Consider the following 17387-nt stretch of genomic DNA (forward strand, 5'->3'; position numbering starts at 1 on the left):
GTGCCAATTCGTGGTAAGAAATCTCTGTACTTAAATATAACTCTACAGCATTTACCTTGAATTGGAAAGAATATGTTTCATTTTTTCTTGACCGCTGAAGCCCATCTTTCCCCATTCTACGATATTTTCCGACCCACTCTTGAATGCATTTTGGGGAAGGGATGTCATATTTTTTTGTTAAGGCAGTATATCCTATATGTCCATTCAAATACTCTTGGACTACCTTACATTTAAATTCTGCACTATATTTTGCCATAAAAAGACCCCCATAAGTTAGATTCCTTGGTCTAACTTATGGGGGTCTCTACATTACGTGCAACAGCCCCTTTTTTTGTCATAATATTTACCATATAACGAGAAATAATCTTAGAAATCACCTCTCATAATATCAAAATCAACTCTGTTGACAATACAAATATCGATATGCTATTCTAAGGACAAGATTAGAGATTTATTAGGAGGAGCTATTCTTATGAAAAAACTATGGATTATAACATTATCGCTGCTAGCGTGTTTTTTATTCAATATTGAGGCTGAGGCAAAGTATCCTTCAAACTATCAGGAACGTATGAATTCATCCTATAAACAAGTACCGAACAGCGAAATGGCCTTAGGCGGGATTGGTAAGTTCTGCACCTATAACTATCTGATACAGGTATACGGAAAACCTGATTTTGCGGACAATTTACGTTATCCTGCCGAAACCAGACGCAGTCCTAATTTAACAATTAGATATGGCAATGGATTTGAACTTGAAGCTTGTCCTATAAATGGCCAATACTACATATTTAAAATAGAAGTAACAGAAAACAACGGTATAGCTACACCAGCAGGAATTCACGTAGGGTCGAGTGTAGATGATGTTCGTGCAGCATATGGTGAACCTCAACATATATCTCCAGCTGGCTGCTGTACATGGAACTTAATCAATTATTATCGTTCACATTATGCAAACTTTGAAGATGTTGCTGCATCTGTGAAAGACAGCCGTCATATGGAAATTCGGACGGGGCCAGAAGGAAAAGTTAAGTGGATTGATCTTGATTTTTTTCTATTTAAAGATTCCAATCTCAATGAAATAATAGCAGCTTCTCATCATGAACAGCACGCTATCCACCATTTTAACAATTAATATAACATCGCTTTAAAAACTAAAATTCATTTTGTGAACAAGAACAGCCTTATCTCTTTTGTAGGAGATAAGGCTGTTCTTGTTATCGACATGATTATGCGGCCATTATGAAGATTTTATTTTGTAAAAATTATTATAGTTCTCCCTTATCCAATCATAATAATTAGGGAACGCGCTCGTATTTAGATTCTCCCATTTTCCATATTTGCTGGTGTCAAAACCAACATCAGATTTTACACCGGTGGATTTATTGTATTTGTAAGTATCAACTATTCGTTGTTTTCCATTATTGATATCAATTTCCAGAACAAAGACTAAATACTCATCAGTATTTAGATGCATCTTATTTCCATACCGGTCATAGTCGATGCCTGATTTTCTGGTTGCAAATAAATTCATTACATTACCATTCTCATTAATGTAAATATTATTGCCATTACAATCGCAATCAGCCATCATCGTCATTTGATCAATTGTTTGTTCTTTTATTAATGTCCATTTTGCTTTTTGGGGATCCAAGCGTGTTTTCTTCACATTGGCTGCGCTATCTTTATCGGGCATTTTTTTAGCAAGCTCCAACGCATCACGAGCAAATTGTTTTCTCTTTTCCTTTTCTGCCTCTTCTTTTGCTTTCTTTACATCATCTTCATTAGAAAGCATTTTTTGAATTTCTGCAGTAAAGGATAAGTTGTCTTTCTCTGCTCGCTGATTGATAAAGAAACCCCCCCAAAGAACAATTACCAATAAGACGCCAATAAATGACATTCCACCGTTGTTATTGTCCTTACCGTTACTCATAAATATCATTCCTTTGATTTTCTAAACTTAATCAGCGCAGCCCTTTCAGATTCTTCCTGAAGAGTGTGTTCAACGCGCTGCATTATATATAGCGCGCACAACACTATTTGTACTACCTATACTAACACGTTCCCAACCGCCGCCAAGACCATGCTTAATTGATCCATTGGGCAGTATGTAAGCCACATCGTTAAATATTACACTGTTGCCCTCAGCACTACCAGTGGATAAAATTACCTCAACTGCGCGATAACCGTAATCTTCCATGGTCGCGAACCTGCAGGAATCCATTCTTACAAAGCGAACAAAATTAGGTGCTCTTACCACGGCCAAATAATTGCGATCTCCGTTCCAATAATAACAGCCATTTCCATCCGATAATAAACTTGCTTCAGTCTGACTACTAAAAGTCATCAGCATCAAGCCTGCAAAAATTCCCAGCAATAATTTCTTCATTGCTCATGCTCTCCTTATACCATAAATTTTCCTCATTGCCCTTGCAAGATGCGTATTATTAAAGAAACTCCAGTCTTCCCCCAATATTTCCTTAATGATTGTAATTCAATACATGTCCTTTATCATGCAACCTACTCCACATCCACTTATGGCTGCAATAGTCCCGTTTGTTTTATTTGAGCTCTAAGCCCACCGGGCAATGGTCACTGCCAAATATTTCATTGTGGATGGTCGCATCGACAATGCGCTCCTGAAGCCGCTTTGAGGCCACAAAGTAATCGATGCGCCAGCCCGCATTCGTATCACGGGCCTTGCGCAGATACGACCACCAGGTGTAGATGCCCGTGCGCTCCGGATACAAGTTGCGGAAGGTATCGATAAAGCCTGCATCCAAGAGCTCCGTGAACTTGGCGCGTTCTTCATCGGTAAAGCCCGCATTGTGATGATTGGTCTTCGGATTCTTGAGGTCGATCTCCGTATGCGCCACGTTGAGATCGCCGCAGACGATAACCGGCTTTTTCTTATCCAGCTCCAAGAGATAGGCGCGAAATGCGTCTTCCCATTCCATGCGATAGGCCAAACGCTCGAGCTCCCGCTTGGAGTTGGGCGTATAGACCGTCACGAAGTAGAACTCCGGAAATTCCAGCGTAATCACGCGGCCTTCATGGTCATGTTCTTCGATACCGAGCCCATAGCTTACGGCCAGCGGCTCGATGCGCGTAAAAACAGCCGTGCCCGAATAACCCTTCTTCTCAGCGCTGTTCCAATACTGCTTATAGCCTGGCAAATCGAGAATCGCCTGATCCGGCTGCATCTTGGTTTCCTGCAAGCAGAATACATCGGCATTAAGCTTGCAAAATGACTCCATAAATCCTTTTTTCAAGCAAGCCCGCAGGCCATTGACGTTCCAAGAAATAAATTTCATTGGTTCACCCTCCCCATTACGGAAGTGCCTTAAACGAATCAAGCGGCCAGAAGACCATCATAGCTTTGCCCTTGATGAGGTCCAGCGGAACAAAGCCAACATCGGCAAATCGGCTGTCTTCGGAATTGTTGCGGTTGTCGCCCATGACGAAAATCGTCCCTTTCGGTACCGTAGACTTTGGATATTCGCTCTTCGTCTTCTCCAGAATATAATCCTCGTTTAAGAGCTGATCGTTGACGAATACGCGGCCATCTTTGATTTCTACGGTGTCCCCCGCCGTAGCGATGACACGTTTGATGAAATCACGCTTCGGATCACGGGGATACTGGAATACCAGGATTTCGCCCTTCTGGGGCTCACGGAACTGATAGATGAATTTATTGACTACGAGGCGCTCCTGAGACTGCAAGGTTGGCCGCATCGACGGACCATCAACGATATAAAGCTCGACCACAAACTGGCGGATGATAAACGCCAGCACGACGGCCACGACAATCGAAACAATCCAATCTTTAGCCTCTTCTCCTAATGAACTCATTACAGTATCCTCCTCATAATAAATTTCAAACAAATAGGGACTGCTAAAAAGCAGTCCCTACCGTTACGCCAATTAGCGTTTCTCTTTGATACGAGCAGCTTTACCCGTAAGGTTGCGCAGATAATAGAGTTTTGCACGACGAACGATACCCTTGCGGACAACGTCGATCTTCTCAATGCGCGGGGAATGAACCGGGAACATACGCTCAACACCTACACCGTAGGAAATACGACGAACCGTGAACGTCTCACGAACGCCCGTACCCTGACGGGAGATGACAACGCCCTCGAACATCTGGATACGCTCGCGGGAACCCTCGACGATTTTCGCATGAACGCGAACCGTGTCACCAGGTGCGAACTCCGGAATGTCGGAACGGAGCTGTTCTTTCTCTAAAGTTTCGATAATGTTCATTTGTATATTTCCTCCTTCTATAGACGTTCGTGGCAAGCATCTACTTCGGTGATTACTCACGGCTTACTCAGAGGACCGCCCACATATACTCTGATAGTTTACCATAAAAGGAAGACCGTTTCAACACCCCGCAAAAATTAAATTTTGCTGAAAAAATTACTGGCTAAGCCGCGCGCCCATGGCTTTCTTTACCACTTCAGCCGGCACATCATTGCGGCAGACAACCGAGCCAATCGAATCCATTAAAACCCAATTGACTTTTCCGGCCACCGTCTTCTTGTCATGGAAAATATCGCCATACATGGCATCCACCGTACAGCCCTCCGCCTGGACCGGCAGTTGAAGGTTTTGTGTAAGCTGCACCACCCGCTGAAAATCCTGGGCCGAAATCATGCCCAATTCATAACTGATATCGGCGGCACCAACTATGCCGATGGCCACCGCTTCCCCATGATTATAGCGCGTATAACCGGTTTCCTTTTCTATGGCATGCGCCATCGTATGGCCAAAGTTCAAAATGCGGCGAAGACCGGTCTCCTGTTCATCCTGGCTTACGACAGCTGCTTTGATTTCGCAAGAGCGCGCAATCATATGCGTCACTACCTCTGGCGTCAAAGTCAACACATCCGCCTGATTCTGTTCGAGGAATTCAAAAAACGCGCGGTCGTAGATAATCCCATACTTGATGATTTCCCCAAGCCCCGTATAGATTTCACGATTTGGCAACGTCTTCATAAACGCTAAATCCATAAAAACAGCCTTCGGCTGGTAGAACGCACCAATCAAATTTTTCCCCAATTTATGATTGACAGCCACTTTGCCGCCCACGCTCGAATCCACTTGCGCCAAAAGACTCGTCGGCAGCTGCACGAACGGCACGCCGCGCATATATGTTGCCGCGATAAAACCGGCTAAATCCCCGACTACGCCGCCCCCCAGAGCAAAAATTGGCGACTTGCGATCAAGTCCCAGTTCAATTGCCTTCGTATAGAGGTCTTCGGCCACGGCCAGGCTCTTGGAACTCTCACCAGCCGGAACTGTCACCAGCGCTGCCTCCAGCCCAGCTTCACGCAACAGGTTTTGAATTTTCCCGCCGTAAAGCGGTCCGACATTCGTATCGGTAATCACCATTGCCTTTTGCGAAAAAGACGCGGTTTGTACAAAGGAACGAAATTTCTCATCCAGTCCATAACCAATATAGATGCTATAACTTTTTTCGCCTAATTCGACTCGAACTTCACGCATGCAATACCCCTCTCGTCTTTAGATAACGCACGATAGTTTCCACCACCTGCAGTGGAGACAATTCACTGGTGTCGATGGTAAAGTCTGCCTGCTTGTACAAATCTTTCCGTTCCTCCATCAGCATTTCCACCGCCTTGCGGCGGTCTCCCTGATCGGCTCTATCGAGCACCGGCCGAGTGCCATGGCGCATCGTTCGCTCCAGCACCGCATCAACGCTGGCACTTAAACAAATGATAATCCCGCTTTTTTTGAACGAAGCCACATTGGCTGGATTTTTGACCGTCCCGCCGCCGGTGGAAATCACCGCATTGCGCCGAGCTGAGAGCCGCTCCACCAGCCCCCGCTCCAACTGCCGAAAATAATCTTCCCCCTGCTGCGCAAATATTTCTGGAATGCGCATGCCGGCTTCCTCTTCAATTTTCTGATCCATATCCATAAAGGCACAGCCAAGTTTACTGGCCAGCATCTTGCCTGTGCTGGTTTTGCCGGTTCCCATAAAACCGATAAGTATGACATTCTTCATGACTTACCAGTCCTTTCCAATGCGTCGCTTATACGCCTCCAAGGATGCCTTCACATCAACCAGCGCATCGGAGCCGAACTTATCACAGACAGCCTCAGCCATGACAAAAGCCATCATGGCCTCACCTACTACCGAAGCAGCTGACACCGCACAAGTGTCGCTGCGCTCCTTGCAGGCAAGGACAGCCTCTCGGCTTTCGATGTCAATCGAGCGAAGCGGCGTCATAAGCGTCGGAATCGGCTTCATTGCCGCTTTGACCACCACTTCTTCCCCATTAGTCATGCCGCCCTCCAAACCACCAGCACGATTCGTCTTTCGGAACACTTCGCCCTCCTCATCGAGGAACACTTCATCGTGAATCTGACTGCCTGGCAAAACTGCACATTGGAAACCCGCACCGATTTCCACGCCTTTAATCGCCTGAATCGACATCATAGCACTAGCAATCTTAGCATCGAGTCGACGGTCCCATTGAATATGGCTGCCAAGGCCTGCGGGCAGGCCGCGGACGATCACCTCAAAGATACCGCCTAAAGTATCGCCGGCTTTCTTGGCTTCATCGATCTTGGCCTTCATCTTCACTTCAGCATCCGGGTCAAAACAATTAAGCTCCGAATCCGTCTCCTGTCCCAGCAGATGACGATTGACCTTCGACGGATCTATTTCCACCCCGCCGATATTGGTCACCTGCGATACGACTTGAATGCCGAGAGCACGCAAAAATTCCTTGCAGACGGCACCAACGGCAACGCGCATCGTCGTTTCCCGCGCACTGGAACGCTCCAGAATATCCCGTACATCCTGCCGGTTGTATTTCTTGACCCCCGTAAGGTCCGCATGTCCCGGTCTTGCAGCCGTAACTTTTGCCCCGGCCGGTTTGCCAAATACCGCCATCCGGTCCAGCCAATTTTCGAAATCCTTGTTGATAACGCGCAGCGTCACCGGCCCCCCCAGCGTCTCACCGAAGCGTACGCCCGAGACAATTTCGACTCGATCGGTTTCGATTTTCATGCGTCCACCACGGCCATAGCCCTGCTGGCGGCGCGCCAAGTCGCGATTAATCACCTCAAGATCAAGTTTCAGGCCCGCTGGCAGGCCTTCGAGGATTGCGGTCAGGCAGGGTCCATGGGACTCTCCGGCCGTCATAAAACGTAACATACTCATAACAGGATACACCTCGCAGGATTTCAAATTTCTTTATTTACTAGTTTAATTTATCACTTTATATAAATCAAGTCCTTCTAGCGCCAATCCCTGTCCATTTATCAAAAACTTTTCCTCCCCATGTTCCCTTATGAGTCCCCTTTCACCGCAAAAATCCGCAGTTCCAACTGACAGTTGAGCGCACCATCCTTTTCCTGCACGGCTGTCCGCGCCACTTGAATGTAGCGGTCTTCATCCCGCAGACTGCGCAAAAAGGACAGCAGCTCAAAATAACTGCTGCGAAATTTCACCTCCACGGGCATGACCTGCAAGCCATCGCGCACTGCCGCCACCTTGGGAGCCACCTGCGTTAATTTGATTTTGTTCTGAAATGCCAATTGCTGCAGCCTGCCTAAAAACACGCCCTGCTCTAAACGATCCGGCAAAGCCTTATCGACGCGAGCCTGCCGCGCCAGCAAATCTTTTTCATAGGATGCCTCCGAAGCATGAGCACTCCGATACGCTTCAATCGCCTGTAAATCCTGCCGCATCGCCTGGGATTCTGCCTGCGCCTGCTCCCGTTTCGCCTGCATTGGCACATGGATAAAAAAATAAACGAAAGCGGAAGCCAGCAGTGAAACGCCAACAGCAGCCAGCAACCATTCTCTCCCCATGGGCTTTTCTACCTTCTGCATCCAATTCATCCTGTTCCTCCTGCCTCTTACCGTCATAAGTTTATACTGAGTTGAAACGATATACGCTCCTCCGACTGCGGATTCTCTTTTTCTGCCTCCTCCGAAGATTCGAGTACCGCTCCCTGGGGAAAGAAATCCCGATCCTCCTCAAACGTTTTGACAAAATCGGCTACTGCCTCATAACTTACCGCCCGACCTGCCACGTGAAGTTTGTCGCGCCCTTCAAACTCCAGCCGTTCCAGCCATACCCCCTCCACCGTGCGGCTGCCAAAATGAACCAACACGCTGTACCACGGAATATTTTTAACCGATAATTCCTGCAAATGTTTTTCCTTCCCTGCAGTTTCCTGCCGGATATGTTCGAACATCTTCATTTTATTTTGCTCCGAAGTCAAACGAGTCAGTTCCTGCTTTGCTGACCAGTTTTCCTGCCGCGCCACATACAGCATCCAAAAATCCCAGCCAATGACGATACCGCTCAAAAACAGCACGACTCCCGCAACGATTGCTGCCATAGCCGGCCACTTCCACCGATTCACGTGTTGTTCCTGATTCAGCAGTCCACCTCCCCACTTCTTCCCCCAATTATTCTGCCAACACTTCATGCCAACGCAATACATATAATCGGTTTCGTCTTCCGGCACAGCCAAAATATCCAGCAGACGAATCCCTGCCTGCTCAAAGGCCTCCTGCACCGAAATCAAATACTCCTGGCTCACGGCGCCGCCCCAAGGCCTCGTCTCCTGCGGCCAGGCGTATACCGCAACAGCGCAATCCTCTATATCAACCCCAACGTTTCCTAACTCTCCCTCCAGTGCCCAATAGGCGAGTTCCTTCCGCTCGATTTCGTTCTCCTCCGGTGGCACGTTCCAAAAGCCATCCTTCTCTGTCTTTGCGAATAACACCAATGGGACATCCCAAAGCCCCTCTTCCTCCAACCTCCCAGCAATCCGTTTGGCCTGCCATAACAGGTCATGACCGTTCTCCGGTGGCAGCAGCATTCGCGCCTTCACCTGCCAATCATCATCTTCTCTTAATTCCAGCAAGCACACCGAACCATCGTCACGGATCTTTACACCAATTATATCCTGCCATGTCATATACACGAGCTTTTTAAGGCGTCCAGCCAAGCCAAACATACCGCTCCCCCACTTTCTTCATTTCTCCCTTGACCACGCGGCATTCTTCCCACGGTTTCGTATTTCTACAGTTGCTCGCATAACCCAGCAAATAGATTTTATCCTTGCGCTTAATTCCTCCCGCTTTCCAGGCTACTCCCTCCGGCGGCACTACCTCTGCCAGATTCACAGCCACCAGCTTAATATCCATAACCGTATCCTCCGACCACTGCGAAGGAATCTGCGGATTCTCTTCAATCCGCAGCGCCACGAGCTCTACCAGACTCTCAGCCGCCAGCCTCAGCCTTGTCTCACAGACATAGCGATCATTTGCCTCCTGCCCTGCTCGAATAAAATACAACAAGCCAAACGAAAAAACCATCACAGCCATCAGCATGCAGAGCAGCAACAGCGAAACTGCCCCCTGCTGTCTATCCTCACACATCCGGTTCCTCCCCTTCTCCTCTCGGCAAATACACAGCGGTCGACAGATTATAGAAATGATTGGTGAATAGACTGCGCCCCTTAAGCTGAAGTACATATAGACCAGGGCAGTCTGCAACTTCTTTTCCTGCGACTTCATAGATTTCGACCTCCGCCAGCGAATAATCCCCACTCATCGGTGCGGATCGGTCCCATCCCCAAATCAACTTCTTTCTCCCCCGCACTTCGGCAATCCAATAAAGCGACCATACATCGTTACTGCCGTTATAATCTCGCAGCGCATACCAGCGCTTGTGCATCTCAATGCCCAAAGGACTTTGTGAATACGGCGTAACATATTTTGCTTCCGTCAAATCCTGAACCATTCGGGTAAAGGCAATCTGCATTTCCTGGTGAAGCTCCGCGTCGGCCAACACACGAAAGTAATTCCGAACGCTTATCAGCAGCATTGCCACCGCTGCCGTTAACAGAAGCATCAAAATTGGCAGCGAAATGGCCGTCTCCAGCAGGATAATTCCCTTCTGCCCAGTTGCTGCTTTCATAATCTTGTTCCTTTCTGCTGATGGTGCCGGCACAGCAGTCGTTCATACACGAGTTCTCCCGACCTGCCACTCACCTGCCAGTCCACCCGCACCTGTACCCGCCAGATTGCTGCTGTTTCTGCTCGAACCTCAGCTTTGACGGCAAACGAACCATTCTCCTGCCGTAGCAACTGCCCCTCACCGAGCCAGCCGTATTGCCCTTCCTGAAGCCTGTCCCGATCCATCGCCCCTTCCAAGCGCGCAAATTCCTCCTGCGCCAAAAACACGCCGGCCAGCCGCACCGAATCTTGCTGCATCACCACTTGCGCCTGCCGGAACAGCATCAAACTGGCCGCCATCGCCATGACGACAACGCTTAGCACTACCACTTCCAAAAGAATATACCCTTGCTGTTTTTCCACCTTCACGGGCTCACCCTTTCCATGCGGATTCTTCCCGCTTTGCTAATCATGATTTTCCGCCCTTCCTGCGGCCAGCCTTCACAGCAGATAAGCAACGTCATCATTCCCAGCCCGACATTTTTTAGTTCCCCATTATCCTTAAAGGCAATCGGACCGCTGTCAACATTTGTCCCATTCCATTGCCTGCTCACCCGCACCAGTGGCAAATAACGATGCGACATGGTTGTCTCCGCTTCACTGCTGGTCACCGTTACACAATAATCTTCCTTGCGTACTTCGATAACTGCCTTTTTTACTACACCATCGCGGACGTAAAGCCCATGATTCGCCCCCTCGATCAGGCGATTTAACGACTGCGTCCGCCGAAGATCTACCAGCAAATGCTCCGTCTCATATTCAATGGCCGCCTCCCGATAGAACTGCATTGCCTGGGGTACTGCCACCAAGCCCAAAACCGCGATAATCGCCATCAATATCAGCACTTCAATCAGTGCCAATCCTGCCTGCTGCTTTTTCTTCTGTCTATTCATAACAATCTCTCATACCACTGCCAACAATCCATGCCAAACCAGTAGGCAAAAGAAGCTCCTATCGTCAAAAATGGTCCAAAGGGAAGTTTTGCCGAACAGGAATACCCTCGCCACAGAAGCAGTCCCAATGCGACAATCCCACCCAATCCAAAGGCCAGCAGCACAGCCACCACCATCGGCTTGACGCCCAGCCAAAGTCCAATTGCCCCAGCAAGTTTCACATCGCCCCAGCCCATACCGCCACAGCTCAGCCAACGTATCCCCAAAAATAGTCCGCCCCCCAAAAGCGCGCCCGCCAGCATATCATCCAAGGAATTTCTCCCCAGATTCCAAGGATAAACTGCCGACAACGCCACAATCAAGACCAGCCGGTCGTATAAAAGACCGCAGCGAACATCCTGCAGGGCCAACTCGCTTAATCGCCAGACAAACCACAGCCCCAGTAGAGCAAATGCCCATTCCTTTCCCATCATTTGCCAAAATCTCCTGCCGTATAGCCAGCACAAGCCGCCCGACAATCTTCCCCATCAAGCTCTATCCCAGCGGCCTCTTTTTTCAGCTCATAAGTTTCCGCACTTATCGTCACGATCTTCCCATCTTTTAACTGGCATTTCCCTTGGGGAGGTTTTAAGTTATCCAAGTCCGAAACATAATCGGATAAATCACCCAGCTGGTTTGGCCATCGCCCCTTCTGCGTTGCATAAATGGCAATAGCAGAATCCAACGTGGTAAGGTCCGCTTTCACCTTCGTGGTGTTAGCCATCGCAATAGCCGAATGAAATTTGGGCACGGCTATCGTAGCCAAAATCGCCAGAATCGCCATGGCAATCATAGTACCAAGCAACGAAAAACCAGCCTGCCTTGATTCCTTCATAGATACTCCTCCTTTTGCATACGCTTCTCATTCAACAAAAATCCTCTCTGTGAGGATTTTTCCGTCTGTAAACTTCGTGACAAGAAACCAATCTCCTTCTAATCTTCTAATAAAAAACGCCATAGAGAAATCTTCTCCATGACGTCTGACGCGCTTCGTTATTATATTCTCTTCACGGATTTCATTGACCGTTCTACCATTTGCTTCGCCTGGCTATCGTCTTCCTTATACCCATAACTGATTATCCAGAAATCATTGCCGGAATAAACACCCAAACACTCCATCGTTTGCTTGTTCCCATAGCCATTGAACTGGATTAACGCATAAGTCATTTCCTGGCCATTAATCGTTCGCTGCTCGCAGGTCTTGAGAACTGGATGCATTTTATCGGCCTCCTGATACGACTTCATAAAACTATCCAGATTAAACGGCATCTTCTGCCCCGGGTCTGCCATCGAGCCATGGTAGATATCCACAAAACAGCGATCCTCGTGATGGAAATACCGTTCTGCGCTCTTGACATTTCCCTCCGCCGGCAGAGATACATAGTCCAACTTGAACGGCAAGTCAATCGACAACCCCTTCCCGTCCTGCTGACGAAGGATTTTTGTCTTAAAGTTTTGATAGGTTTCTACTGGCGGCGGGTTCTTCGGCAAGTTATCGTGCCGCGAGGCAATTCGATCCACCGTTAGCACCGCACGTGCAATCGCAAAAGACTCCCACACCGTACAACCAGAAGTAACCGTAGTCGTAAGCAACAAAACGCCGATGCCAAAACATCGTAATGATTTCTTCATACTATTTTCTCCACCTCATATTCTTATTATGAAATCAACAAATCCATTTTTCATAATACCTATCATTGATTATTCCTTTCTTAAATTTACAACAAAATTTGCTAAAAAATCCCCCTATGATGACAGTTTTATTTTTACTGTCTCTCATAGGGGGAGCATATCCGTTTTCTTCCTACCTCATAGGGGAATTTTTCTCATTCTATTTCATTAAAATTTAAACTGCTGCAGCGAATTCTGCAATCCCTGAGCCAAATTTGCCAACGACGTGCTGGCATCCGCAATTTCTGTTGCCGATGCCGACTGCTGTTCCGAAGCAGCCGATACACTTTCCATCTCCGAAGCAACCATGCCGCCCTTGCGGGAAATGCCATCGGATTTCTCTTTTACTACTACCGTCTCAGCCGAAACAGACTTGATCTCATTCGACATCACCTTGGCCTGTTCTGCCATACTAAGTGCTGCCTCACGAATGCGCGCGAAGTTTTCCCGCAACTCTTCGACCGACTGAGTGCCTTCTTTGACGGCCTGACTGCCTTCCTGCATCGAGCGCACTGCCTCCGCCGTATCGCCCTGAATCCCGTTGATAAGGCTCGTAATACGCTGCGCAGCCTCCTGGGATTCCTCCGCCAGTTTTCTTACCTCATCGGCAACGACGGCGAAGCCACGGCCATGTTCACCAGCACGGGCAGCCTCGATAGCTGCATTGAGGGCCAAGAGATTCGTCTGCTCGGCAATTGCCGAAATCGCCTCGACAATCTGACCGATTTCCTGCGAGCTCTGTCCGAGTTTATCCACCGTAGCCGCCGAAGAATTTACGATACGAGCTACGCTTTCAATCTGTTCTACAGCTACTTTGACGGACTCATTGCCACTGGTTGCAGCATCGTTCGTAACTGTTGCATGATCCGAAACCCGCTGGGCCGTCTGATTCAAACGATTGATTGCCTCAGCCGTATTGTCAATGGCCGCAATAGTATCGCCAACATCCTGCTGCTGCTCTGCTACCGTGCCAGCGGCATTGGTAACCGATTGTGCGACCTGTTCCGACGCCTGAGCCGACTGATGGGAGCTTGCCGTAAGCTCTTCGGAAGATGCAGCGAGCTGCTCGGCCGTCGTGCTGACATTCCGCATGAGTTTGTTGAGATTCATGCGCACCGAAGCCACTTTATCCGCCATCTGGCCGAATTCATCGCCGCGCATGATCGTACGCGCATGATCGCTGAAGTCGCCACCTTCAAGACGCTCGAGTGACAGCATCATCTTCTCCAACGGATTCGTAATTTCCTTCGTGATCCAAAGTGCGCAGGCAATCAGTACAATCAGCGTGACCAGCAGCTGGATAACTGTGTTGCGGACAGCCGCAGCTGAGTCAATATCATTCTGCGTATTGAGCTCCTCGGCATGCTTGCTGTTGAGCTCTGACAGTTCACCTAGTTCCTTTCCCAAGGCTGCTGCCAGCGGCGATCCGATTTTCTCATAATGAGCCAACGCCTCTTCGTTCTTGCCTTCCATGCTTAAAGCCACCGCTTCGCCAAGGTTCGTCTTCAAAGCGGCCCAATCTTTCTTGACCTTGTCCATGATTGGGTCTTCGCCAGCAATTTTATGCGGGATTGCATCATAGGCAGCAATACTGTCATCTACCGTTTTGACGCCGGCCTCATACTTGCCCTTGAGATCCTGCAGCCGCTGCGGATTGTTTTTGACCGTCGTTGCAATAACCGCCATACCTTGGGCATAACGGATCCCATAGCCGGCCTTGCCGACCGCCTCGACACCCTTGACCGTGCCTTCATACATCACTTCCATATCCCGCTGTGCCTTCGTGACAGCCGAGTAGCCATTCCAGCCGATAAAGCTCATGCCGATGACGGCAACTACCGCTAAGATCAGCAGCTTGTAAGCCACCCTTAAATTGTTCATCCATCCCATACTAAACACTCCTTTTCCTAAAAGGTTATTTACTTCCCATCATATACAACCTTTTTTCTCTCACATCTTGGGATTATCTTACAGTTTCGACATTTTTCACCATAATCCTTCTATTTCGAATAGAAAAAACTCCCAGACGTTACATCTGGGAGTTACAGACTTTGGGGCACTTAATTATTTTTCCTCGATAAGCTCTACCAACTCATCGTAATCTTTTTTGAGTTTCGCATATTCTTCTGCCAGCTGCAAGCAAGTCAACACCGCAATCTTGCGTTCATCAAAACTTCGCACTACCCGTGCCATCTGCTTCATGCGCTTATCGAGCTCTGCTGCTAACTGGAGCATATGCTTCGGGTCATCGGTTTTCAGCGGATACGTATTGCCATAGATTTCCACCAAGACCCGTTCCGCTTGTTTTTTCATTTCTTCTGCCATGATGCCCCTCTTATGCGCGAAGTTCTGCGTGGAACTTCGCTTCGACCGCTTTGAGGATGCTATTAAAGCCTGCATCGGCTTCCTCATCGGTCAGCGTTTTATCCTTGGACTGGAACTTGAGGTTGAACGCGAGGCTCTTCTTGCCCTCGGCAACATGCTCGCCCGTGTAGACATCAAACAGCGTCACGCCGCAGAAGAATTTGCCACCATTCTTCTCGATAACAGCCTTGATTTCGCCTTCAGCGACCGTCTCGTCGACGACGATGGCCAGGTCCCGCGCGATAGCCGGATATTTCGGCAGCGATTCGTAATGGAAATTCTTGGCCGTGTATTTCATCAGCGTCTCGACATCCATCTCGAAGAGATAGACCTTCTGCTTGATGCCAAAGTTCGCGGCCACCGCCGGATGCAGCTCACCGACCGTTGCGATTACCTCGCGGCCCTTCTTGAAGAGGGCCGTCTTGCCCGGATGCAGGGCGAAATGCTCGCCAGCCTCAACCGTATAACCAGCAATCGACAACGCCTGGAAGAGTTCCTCGACGATGCCCTTCATATCGTAGAAGTCCACCATCTCATTTCCCTGGTTCCAGCCAAACGGATGACGACGGCCCGTGATAAGGCCAGTCAGCTTGATGACCTCATCGGGCAGCTCCGTAACCGGCAGGGCCTTCGGGAAGAATACCGGCGCCACGTCGAACAGGCGGATATCGGTATTCTTGCGCGCAAAGTTGCGCACGGCATTTTCCATGATGCTCGTCAGCAGGCTCGTGCGGACCAGCGGTGCATCATCGGTCAACGGATTCATGATGGGGATAGCCTGGCGAAGCGGACTATCGGCCGGCACCTGCATCTTATCAAACATCTCAGTGCTCGTGAAGCTGAACGACAGCTCCTCCGTCATGCCAAGGCTGGCGAGCACATGCTTGATTTTATCGATGAAGTTCTGGCGATCGCTCTGACGGCCCTGCATGATGCTGCCGCGCGGCGACGTCGACAGGATATTATCAAAGCCATAGATGCGCGAAACTTCCTCGGAAAGATCCTCCATATAGGTGCAGTCATTACGCCAGGACGGAACCGTAGCCGTATAGACCTCCGCGCCTTTCTCCTCGATGGCAAAGCCAAGGCTTTCGAGAATCTCGACCATCTTAGCCCCAGCCAGCTTCGTGCCCAGGCGCTTGTTGATCTGCTCAGCCGTGAAGTCAATCTTGACCGGCTCTTTCGGCTGCGGATAAACATCGACGATGCCCTTCGTAACCGTGCAGGCGCCCATTTCCTGCAGGAGCTGGGCCGCACGGTCGAGAGCTCGCGGCGTATTCGTTACATCGACCCCGCGCTCGAAGCGGCCCGATGCCTCAGAATGCAGGCCGCAGCTGCGTGACGTACGGCGAATGTTCGGACCGTAGAACGAAGCTGCCTCGAGAACAACCGTCGTAGTCTTCTCGGTGACTTCCGTCTCGAGACCGCCCATGACACCAGCGAGACCTGCCGGCTTCTCAGCATCGGCAATGACAAGCTCCGTTCCCTTAGCCACGCGCGACGAATCATCGAGCGTATGGAGGTTCTCGCCCGCTTTAGCCACGCGGGCCGTCAGCTGCTGCCCCTTGATTTCATCATAGTCGTAGGCATGCATCGGCTGGCCGAGCTCGATCATGACAAAATTCGTGACATCGACGACATTGTTGATGGCGCGGATGCCAGCTCCCTCCAGGCGCTGCTGCATCCACTCCGGCGACGGGCCAATCTTGACGTTTTTCAGAACGCGCGCCGAGAAACGGTCGCAGAGGTCCTTGGCATCAATGCCGATTTTAATCATATCAGCCGCCTGGGCCTCATCGTCCTCATTGACCTTGATTTCCGGATAATGGGGCTCATTGCCCGTGAGTACCGCCGCCTCGCGCACGAGGCCCATAACGCTGAAGCAGTCGCCGCGGTTGGCCGTGAGCTCGAACTCGAGCACGACATCGTCAAGGCCCAGCACATCTTTGGCCGGCACGCCAACTGGCGTATCCGCCGGCAGGATGTAGATGCCGTTCTTCTGCTCCTCCGGCAGTTTGTCGAGATCCATGTGGAGCTCATCGGCCGAGCAAAGCATGCCGTTGGACGGCAGGCCGCGCAGCTTGCCTTTCTTGATATGAAGGCCATTGGGCAGATGCGCGCCAATCATAGCCACCGGCACGATCTGGCCCTCTTTGACATTCTGAGCACCCGTAATAATCTGGATGAGATCTTTTTCGCCCACATTCATCTGGCAAATCTGCAGATGATCCGAATCCGGATGTGCCTCGAGTTTTTCAATCCGCCCCGTAATGACCTTGTCAAGGCCTTCGTCCGCGCGGATGACGTTTTCGACCGGCACGCCGGACATCGTATATTTATCGGCAAGTTCTTCTGCCGTCTCGTTGAATTTAATGTAATCGTTCAGCCATTTAATGGAAACCTGCATCG

Annotated in this window: 22 protein-coding genes; 1 reads left to right on the forward strand and 21 read right to left on the reverse strand. The window is 49.5% G+C overall.

Features of this window, described 5'->3' with window-relative positions:
• Positions 1–256: helix-turn-helix domain-containing protein (locus tag T504_RS0103760; RefSeq protein ID WP_033169735.1), on the reverse strand; the 256-nt coding region annotated here is incomplete at its 3' end.
• Positions 257–472: 216 nt separating this feature from the next.
• Between T504_RS0103760 and T504_RS0103765 the strand changes: the two genes are divergently transcribed.
• The gene (locus T504_RS0103765; RefSeq protein ID WP_033169736.1) at positions 473–1132 is read left to right on the forward strand and encodes a hypothetical protein; all 660 of its coding nucleotides are present in this window, start codon (positions 473–475) and stop codon (positions 1130–1132) included.
• Positions 1133–1237: 105 nt separating this feature from the next.
• Here T504_RS0103765 and T504_RS0103770 read toward each other — a convergent pair whose 3' ends face one another.
• The 20 genes from T504_RS0103770 to pheT all read right to left on the reverse strand — a co-directional run bounded on the left by T504_RS0103770 (position 1238) and on the right by pheT (position 17385).
• Positions 1238–1930, reverse strand: coding sequence for a hypothetical protein (locus T504_RS0103770; protein ID WP_033169737.1), 693 nt, complete (start codon positions 1928–1930; stop codon positions 1238–1240).
• Between the two features lie 69 nt (positions 1931–1999).
• A complete protein-coding gene (locus tag T504_RS0103775; RefSeq protein WP_033169738.1) occupies positions 2000–2386 on the reverse strand; it encodes a hypothetical protein in 387 nt (128 codons plus the stop codon).
• 172 nt (positions 2387–2558) lie between these two features.
• Complete coding sequence (locus T504_RS0103780) at positions 2559–3311, reverse strand: exodeoxyribonuclease III (protein WP_033169739.1); 753 nt, start codon at positions 3309–3311, stop codon at positions 2559–2561.
• 16 nt (positions 3312–3327) lie between these two features.
• A complete protein-coding gene (gene lepB / locus T504_RS0103785; protein ID WP_033169740.1) occupies positions 3328–3849 on the reverse strand; it encodes a signal peptidase I in 522 nt (173 codons plus the stop codon).
• A gap of 72 nt (positions 3850–3921) precedes the next feature.
• Positions 3922–4263: a 50S ribosomal protein L19 gene (gene rplS, locus T504_RS0103790; protein ID WP_033169741.1), complete on the reverse strand. Its 342-nt coding sequence runs from the start codon at positions 4261–4263 to the stop codon at positions 3922–3924.
• Between the two features lie 156 nt (positions 4264–4419).
• Positions 4420–5508: a 3-dehydroquinate synthase gene (gene aroB, locus T504_RS0103795; RefSeq protein ID WP_033169742.1), complete on the reverse strand. Its 1089-nt coding sequence runs from the start codon at positions 5506–5508 to the stop codon at positions 4420–4422.
• Positions 5501–6031, reverse strand: coding sequence for a shikimate kinase (locus tag T504_RS0103800; RefSeq protein ID WP_033169743.1), 531 nt, complete (start codon positions 6029–6031; stop codon positions 5501–5503). Before T504_RS0103800 ends, aroB begins: the two co-directional genes overlap by 8 nt.
• A gap of 3 nt (positions 6032–6034) precedes the next feature.
• Positions 6035–7195, reverse strand: a complete 1161-nt coding sequence (gene aroC, locus T504_RS0103805) for a chorismate synthase (protein ID WP_033169744.1) — start codon at positions 7193–7195, stop codon at positions 6035–6037.
• Positions 7196–7323: 128 nt separating this feature from the next.
• Positions 7324–7878: a type 4a pilus biogenesis protein PilO gene (gene pilO / locus T504_RS0103810; RefSeq protein ID WP_033169745.1), complete on the reverse strand. Its 555-nt coding sequence runs from the start codon at positions 7876–7878 to the stop codon at positions 7324–7326.
• 23 nt (positions 7879–7901) lie between these two features.
• Positions 7902–9008, reverse strand: a complete 1107-nt coding sequence (locus T504_RS0103815; RefSeq protein ID WP_033169746.1) for a PilN domain-containing protein — start codon at positions 9006–9008, stop codon at positions 7902–7904.
• Positions 8983–9432, reverse strand: coding sequence for a hypothetical protein (locus T504_RS0103820; protein WP_033169747.1), 450 nt, complete (start codon positions 9430–9432; stop codon positions 8983–8985). The genes T504_RS0103815 and T504_RS0103820 overlap by 26 nt, the downstream gene beginning before the upstream one ends.
• Positions 9425–9973 (reverse strand): PilW family protein, encoded by a 549-nt coding sequence (locus T504_RS0103825; protein WP_033169748.1) that lies wholly within the window; start codon positions 9971–9973, stop codon positions 9425–9427. Before T504_RS0103825 ends, T504_RS0103820 begins: the two co-directional genes overlap by 8 nt.
• The gene (locus T504_RS0103830) at positions 9970–10380 is read right to left on the reverse strand and encodes a hypothetical protein (protein WP_033169749.1); all 411 of its coding nucleotides are present in this window, start codon (positions 10378–10380) and stop codon (positions 9970–9972) included. The genes T504_RS0103825 and T504_RS0103830 overlap by 4 nt, the downstream gene beginning before the upstream one ends.
• A complete protein-coding gene (locus tag T504_RS0103835; protein WP_033169750.1) occupies positions 10377–10904 on the reverse strand; it encodes a pilus assembly FimT family protein in 528 nt (175 codons plus the stop codon). Before T504_RS0103835 ends, T504_RS0103830 begins: the two co-directional genes overlap by 4 nt.
• Positions 10901–11377, reverse strand: a complete 477-nt coding sequence (locus T504_RS0103840) for a prepilin peptidase (protein WP_051635188.1) — start codon at positions 11375–11377, stop codon at positions 10901–10903. The genes T504_RS0103835 and T504_RS0103840 overlap by 4 nt, the downstream gene beginning before the upstream one ends.
• Entirely contained in the window at positions 11374–11778 is a 405-nt protein-coding gene (locus T504_RS0103845; protein ID WP_033169751.1) for a type II secretion system protein, read from the reverse strand. The genes T504_RS0103840 and T504_RS0103845 overlap by 4 nt, the downstream gene beginning before the upstream one ends.
• A 161-nt stretch (positions 11779–11939) precedes the next feature.
• Positions 11940–12575 carry a hypothetical protein gene (locus T504_RS0103850; protein WP_033169752.1) on the reverse strand — a complete coding sequence of 212 codons (636 nt, stop codon included), beginning with the start codon at positions 12573–12575 and terminating at the stop codon, positions 11940–11942.
• Positions 12576–12782: 207 nt separating this feature from the next.
• Positions 12783–14504, reverse strand: a complete 1722-nt coding sequence (locus T504_RS0103855; protein WP_033169753.1) for a methyl-accepting chemotaxis protein — start codon at positions 14502–14504, stop codon at positions 12783–12785.
• A gap of 174 nt (positions 14505–14678) precedes the next feature.
• Positions 14679–14939 carry a cell division protein ZapA gene (locus T504_RS0103860; RefSeq protein WP_033169754.1) on the reverse strand — a complete coding sequence of 87 codons (261 nt, stop codon included), beginning with the start codon at positions 14937–14939 and terminating at the stop codon, positions 14679–14681.
• Between the two features lie 10 nt (positions 14940–14949).
• Positions 14950–17385 (reverse strand): phenylalanine--tRNA ligase subunit beta, encoded by a 2436-nt coding sequence (gene pheT, locus T504_RS0103865; RefSeq protein ID WP_033169755.1) that lies wholly within the window; start codon positions 17383–17385, stop codon positions 14950–14952.
• Between the last annotated feature and the right edge of the window lie 2 nt (positions 17386–17387).

Origin of the sequence: Selenomonas sp. ND2010 (assembly GCF_000702005.1) — a bacterium.
In the GTDB taxonomy this organism is placed as follows: Bacteria; Bacillota; Negativicutes; order Selenomonadales; family Selenomonadaceae; genus Selenomonas_A.